Genomic DNA, 5,422 nt, shown 5'->3' with positions numbered 1-5,422 from the left:
TTTTGCAATACTTTTCCCGGAGCCGCGAAAAAGACTAGTAAATTCATTTTTGACTAGCCTATTACGCCTGGCGGCATGATGAAATCCGGGAAACTTTAGTAAAGGCAAAACATGGTATCTTTTTAATTGGAAGACAGCGTTTTGAATGCAAGGCCTCTGACTGTATAAATTGACAATACCATAGCTTGCATAGCATATAATGACAATGTGTTTTGCAGTATAAAAAACTCTGGAATGGAAGGAAAAAACGCATGAGTCAGATGGAGCGGATCTATTATTTCCATCAGGAGGTCAGCGGCGGGGGCTATCCCGGGGCGGGTCAGATTGCCGGGCGTTTTGAGGTCTCTGCTTCCACGGCGCATCGCGATATTGCGTATCTGCGGGACCGGTTGAATGCGCCTCTTGTTTATGACAGGCGGAAAAAGGGGTATTTTTATGAACAGGAGGGGTTTGCGCTGCCCCTTGAAAAGTCGCCTGCGGCATTGTTTTTGTTCGCTCTGGTCAACCGGTTGGCAAAAGAGTCCGGGTTGATCGGTGATCCGGAAATTCAGCGGTTGCAAAAGGAACTGGGGGCCTTATATTGTGCAGACGCTCAAAAGCTTGCGGATAAGATCCATTATGAGCGCGTTGAGGTGGAGCATGTGGCCCCGGAAGTGATCCGGTCCGTGCTCATGGCGTTTCACGGCGATTGTCAGTTGGTTTTTGATTACAGGAAAATCCGCGGGCAGGGCGGTGCGCGCAAGGTTGATCCGTTGCGGCTGGTGATTTACCAGGGGCGGTGGTATTTGCTTGGCTACTGCCATGTGCGCAAGGCCATGCGCATGTTTCATCTGGCAAGGGCAAAAAACCTGGCGGTTTGCCCGGAAGCCTGCACGGCCGGGGATGCGGACGCGGATCAGTACCTTGAAGGGTCTTTCGGCATTTTCAAGGGCGAGCCGGTTTACAACGTGCGGGTGCTGTTTGTGGATGAGGCGGCCGATATTGTCAGAAACCAGGTCTGGCACCGGGACCAGGTTATGGAAGACACGGGCGACGGTCTTGTGCTTTCGGTGCCGGCGGCGGATTTCACGGAAATCAAGATGAAGATCCTCCAGTATGGATGGCGGGCCCGGGTGCTGGGGCCGCCGGAACTGCAAAGCCAGATGACGGAAGAGGTCCGACGGATGGGCCGCGGGCTGGGGATTGGTGTCTGAAACGGAACAAAAAGGATTTTGTATATATACAATGGGTTTTCAGGCAAAAAAAACGTTTGCAATGGTGAATTACGATCTGTGCCGGCCGGAAAAATGCAGCCCTGAAAATGGGGTCTGCCCTGCTGTGGGGGCCTGTACCCACAAGGTCATCAAGCAGCTTGACGGGGCTTTTTATCCGCCCATGATTTTCCAGGACATGTGCATGGGCTGCTGGGACTGCATCGAGGCCTGCCCCCTGGATGCCATCGGGGTCCGGCAGGTCACGTAAGGGCGGCTGATTGCTAAATCCAGGGATCGTAAAGGCGGCGGGTGTTTTCGTATATGGCTTCTGCCGCGGTCTCGGTAGAGATGTTTTTGATCTCCGCGATGTGGGTCAGGGCGATTGGGGCGTTTTCCGGTTCGTTGCGGGTTTGCGGGTCCGGGCCCAGCACCGGGCTGTCGGTTTCAACAAGCAGGCAGGAAAGCGGCAGGTTGCGCACCAGTTTCTGTTTCTGGCGGGAGCGGGCAACCGAGGGCGGAATTGAGAAAAAATAGCCGGCTTCCACTGCGGGCAGGGCCGCGCCAAACTTGCCGTCAAATGCATGAAGCTGGACTTTTGTTGCCTTTTTGCCAATCAGCAGTTCCACTGCGTGGCGGCCGGCAGACCGGGAATGCACGTTTAAGGCAAGCCCTGTTTCCAGAGACAGGTCCACAAAGGCTTCCAGAATTTCCCTTTGAACCCGCCTTTGATCATGATCTTCCACTATCCGGAAATCCAGGCCCACCTCGCCGATGGCCACAAGTTTTTCCCTGTTGGCGCGGATAAAATCGCGCATTTGCGCTGCCGCCTCAGGGTCTGTGTGCGCCGGGTAAAGCCCGGCTGCCGGCAGCAGGGCCGGGTAGTGATCTGCGAGTTCCAGGTTGCGGCGGGCATCTTCTATGGTTTCGCTGACCGTGATGATTTTTTCCACCCCTGCGGCCGCCGCCCTTTGCAGCACAGCCTCCCGGTCTGCGTCAAAGCTTTTGTCATAAAGATGCGTATGGGTGTCAATCAAGGGATGCATTTTCCGGGACCTTGCAGAGATAATGCAGGTTAAACCCGTCATGGGCCATTTCCATTACGCGCACGTCTTCAAACCCGGCCCGGGCGAGCATGGCTTCTGCCTGCTCCCGGCCCCACATCATGCCCAGGCCCGTGCCGTTGTGGTTTAACCCCACGGGCATGCAGTGCATCAGGCTTACGGTGTACAAAAACGGCCCCATGGGATGGTCCATGTTGTCTGCCGGGTTTGTCTGCGCCTTGATGTCCACCATTGAAAAAAGCCCGCCCGGGGCCAGCATGTGGCGGATGCCCTTTAACGCTTCCAGGGGATGGCTCTGGTCGTGGATAGCGTCAAATGCACAGATATAGTCAAAGCATTTGTCAAACTCCGGATCTCCGGTGATTTTGGCTGCATCCCGGTTTTTGTAGACAAGGTTTGAAAGTCCTTTTTTTTCAGCGTTTTTGCGCGCTGTCTCCAGGGCGGGTTCATGGTTGTCAATGCCCGTAAACTCGCTTTTGGGAAATGCTTCGGCCATAAGGTTTAAGGCAACCCCGTGGCCGCAGCCCATATCACACACCCGGATGCCGGATTTGAGCCTTTCCACCAGTTTTCCGTTTTCAACAGAGGGCAGAAATTCGCTGAGCAGGACCTGTTCGTGCTTGGCATCAGCGAGCTGGCTCATGAATTGCTGAAAATCCGGGTATTGGGAAAAGGCAATGCCTTCGCCGGTCTGAAACCCGCGAACGACCGATTCCATTGCACATGATGTGAGCAGGGGGATTTCCTGGGTGTAGACCCCGAGGTTGTTATTACCGGATTTTCGGGTCAGAAAACTCGCGTGCTCCGGGGGCAGGTAATAGGTGTTTTCATGTTTTTCGTTTTTTCCGGGTGTTATGATTTCCCCGGTGACCATGATGGCCAGCCATTCTTTGAGGTAACGCTCATTGAGTCCGGAGGCGGCGGCGATTTCCGCTGCGGTGGCCGGTGTGCCCATGTTTTCGAGGGTGTCAAAAATCCGGTTTTTGTATCCAATGGCCATGGCCAGGTTCAGGGCCCCGCAGTTGAGGATGTCGGCCATTTTTTCGGCAAAATTGTCCATGGTTTTTCCTGAAGAAAATTGATGAGCCAGTAAAAAGTCTTTTTTACAGGCAGTGTTAAGTTTTAAGTGATTAAGTGTTAAGTAAAATCAATAAGTTATTTGTTTATTGATTAGTGGTTATATCCGATTCGGGCCTTTTTACGGCGCCATCAAAAAATAAGCGTAGATCGATCAGGGGCTTCTGTCAAGCTGTGGGTTGGCTATTTCCGGCGCGCATTTTGTTCCCATCCGGCCGCTGCCATCTGCACCGGGTCCCAGGGGCTCGACAGGGGCGGAGTGTAGCTGAGATCCAGGTCGCAGATTTCGTTTACATCCATGAAATGGTGGAGGGCGGCTGCAAATATATCGATGCGCTTGGATACTTCCGTGCCATGGGCGCCCACAATCTGTGTGCCCAGAAGTTTGCCTGTTTCAGCGTCGCCCGTGATGCGGATGCAGAGGTCCTTTGCGCCAGGGTAATAGGCCTTGTGATCCGGAACTCGGATATCCGCGCTTAAAGGCGAAAACCCTTCGGCTTCGGCCTCGCTTTGTTTGAGTCCGGTGCGGGCGGCCACCAGGCTGAAAATTTTGACGCACTGGGTGCCCAGGGATCCGGCAAATTGGCTTGTTTTGCCGGCCGCGTTTTCACCAGCGACCTTTCCCTGCTTGTGTGCGGTTGTGCCCAGGGGCAGCCACAGGTTTCGGTCCAGGAGCCGGTGGCGGGTTTCCGCGCAGTCACCGGCCGCATAAATGTCTGCCAGGTTGGTTTCCATCCGGGAATTGACCCGTATGGCCCCGGAAAAATCGGTTTCAATGCCCGCTGAAAGCCCGGGCTCGGTCTGCGGCCGGGCCCCTGTAGCCACAAGCACCATATCGCCCGCAACTTCAATGTCTTTTCCCCCTGACGGCCGGGCATCAACCACCAGGCGGTTTTCGTGCTGCCGGATGCCTTTGGCGGAAATTCCGGTCAATACCGTGACCCCGTTGTTTTCAAGCTCGCTTCGCACAAGGCCGCCCATGTCCGGATCCAGGGTGGAAAGCACCGAAGGTGCGTATTCCATCACTGTTGCAGCAATGCCGCGCCTTGTCATGGCATCGGCGATTTCCATGCCGATATAGCCGGCCCCGATGATGACGATGGATTTTGGCTTTTTGCGGGTGATAAATTCTTCAATGACAAAGGCGTCGTCCATCCAGCGCAGGCAAAATACCCCGGGCAGATCCAGACCGTCTATTTGAGGGGTGGTGGACCGGGCGCCGGTGCACAGCACCAGCTTGTCCCAGGCCATGGTCTGGCCGGCGCCGGACGGGGTGTTAAGGGATGCGGTCTTTTTTATCGGATCAATGGCCGTGCACCGTTGTCCGGGCTTTACCGTGATGCCCTGGGCCTCGATGGCTGCCAGATCCCGATGGGCAAGGGTTTTCCAGTCCACCACCTCACCGGAAAGGTAGAACGGGAGGCCGCATATGCTGAAATTGGGGTATTGGTCGGCCAGCACGATTGTGGGCCGGATGGCCGGGTTGATCTGCCGGGCGGCCAGGGCAGCGCTGATTCCGGCATCGCTTCCGCCGATGAGCAACAGTTCCATGCAATCACCTGATTTTTTTATTGATGAGGGTTTCTATTGGATGAGCCTGTAAAAAGCTGTTTATCCCGATACGCCGGTATTTTTGCAGAAAGGAAATCCATAAGCGCCTTGGCTGATCGGCGGCACGCAAAAGCGAGTTTCCTCGCTTCAGGAGGCTCCTGGAGCCTCAATTTCCGCTCGGAAACCCGCTTTCCCGCGCCGCCGTCAGGGAAACGAAGTGCAATTTCAGTATAGCGTAAAAAAGAGATTTCCTTGAGCCTTGAGCCTTGAACCTTGAACCTTGAACCTTGAACGAAGTTAGAAGTCTTTTGTACAGCCTCATCCAATTTGTTTCGGGTAGCTTTATCAATATATGCGCCTTGCGCCGCTGTCAATGCCGGGCCGCCAAAGACACGAAAATGTCACAAAAAGGTAACATCACACGTTTTTTCAGGACAAAAATTTGATGGCACCGTAAAAAGTCTGATTTCAGATGGTGCCGTAAAAAGTTCAAGATCAAGGCTTGCGCAATTTCGAAGAATGCAGCGTACTTATCCGTAC

Annotated in this window: 6 protein-coding genes; 2 read left to right on the top strand and 4 right to left on the bottom strand. The window is 54.3% G+C overall.

Annotated features, from left to right (window positions below):
- Positions 1-251: 251 nt before the first annotated feature.
- Both ACTCIA_RS16010 and ACTCIA_RS16005 read left to right on the top strand, forming a co-directional pair.
- Positions 252-1,193, top strand: a complete 942-nt coding sequence (locus ACTCIA_RS16010; RefSeq protein ID WP_463002808.1) for a helix-turn-helix transcriptional regulator — start codon at positions 252-254, stop codon at positions 1,191-1,193.
- A gap of 61 nt (positions 1,194-1,254) precedes the next feature.
- Positions 1,255-1,461 carry a 4Fe-4S binding protein gene (locus ACTCIA_RS16005; RefSeq protein WP_463002807.1) on the top strand — a complete coding sequence of 69 codons (207 nt, stop codon included), beginning with the start codon at positions 1,255-1,257 and terminating at the stop codon, positions 1,459-1,461.
- 13 nt (positions 1,462-1,474) lie between these two features.
- Here the strand turns inward: ACTCIA_RS16005 and ACTCIA_RS16000 are convergent, their stop codons facing one another.
- From ACTCIA_RS16000 to ACTCIA_RS15985, 4 genes are all read right to left on the bottom strand, one after another.
- On the bottom strand, positions 1,475-2,236 hold the full coding sequence (locus ACTCIA_RS16000) for a TatD family hydrolase (RefSeq protein WP_463002806.1): 762 nt from the start codon (positions 2,234-2,236) through the stop codon (positions 1,475-1,477).
- Positions 2,220-3,314 (bottom strand): class I SAM-dependent methyltransferase, encoded by a 1,095-nt coding sequence (locus ACTCIA_RS15995; protein ID WP_463002805.1) that lies wholly within the window; start codon positions 3,312-3,314, stop codon positions 2,220-2,222. Before ACTCIA_RS15995 ends, ACTCIA_RS16000 begins: the two co-directional genes overlap by 17 nt.
- Before the next feature lie 200 nt (positions 3,315-3,514).
- Positions 3,515-4,882 carry an FAD-dependent oxidoreductase gene (locus tag ACTCIA_RS15990; RefSeq protein WP_463002804.1) on the bottom strand — a complete coding sequence of 456 codons (1,368 nt, stop codon included), beginning with the start codon at positions 4,880-4,882 and terminating at the stop codon, positions 3,515-3,517.
- A 17-nt stretch (positions 4,883-4,899) separates the two neighbouring features.
- Entirely contained in the window at positions 4,900-5,256 is a 357-nt protein-coding gene (locus ACTCIA_RS15985; protein ID WP_463002803.1) for a hypothetical protein, read from the bottom strand.
- Positions 5,257-5,422: the final 166 nt, after the last annotated feature.

This window comes from Desulfosalsimonas sp., from assembly GCF_055149105.1.
This window is presented reverse-complemented; position numbering and strand designations above follow the sequence as displayed.

Excerpts from the sequence above, each read along its gene's own strand:
- ACTCIA_RS16010 (WP_463002808.1), top strand. The coding sequence starts at position 252 with ATGAGTCAGATGGAGCGGATCTATTATTTCCATCAGGAGGTCAGCGGC.
- ACTCIA_RS16005 (WP_463002807.1), top strand. The coding sequence starts at position 1,255 with ATGGTGAATTACGATCTGTGCCGGCCGGAAAAATGCAGCCCTGAAAAT.
- ACTCIA_RS16000 (WP_463002806.1), bottom strand. The coding sequence starts at position 2,236 with ATGCATCCCTTGATTGACACCCATACGCATCTTTATGACAAAAGCTTT.
- ACTCIA_RS15995 (WP_463002805.1), bottom strand. The coding sequence starts at position 3,314 with ATGGACAATTTTGCCGAAAAAATGGCCGACATCCTCAACTGCGGGGCC.
- ACTCIA_RS15990 (WP_463002804.1), bottom strand. The coding sequence starts at position 4,882 with ATGGAACTGTTGCTCATCGGCGGAAGCGATGCCGGAATCAGCGCTGCC.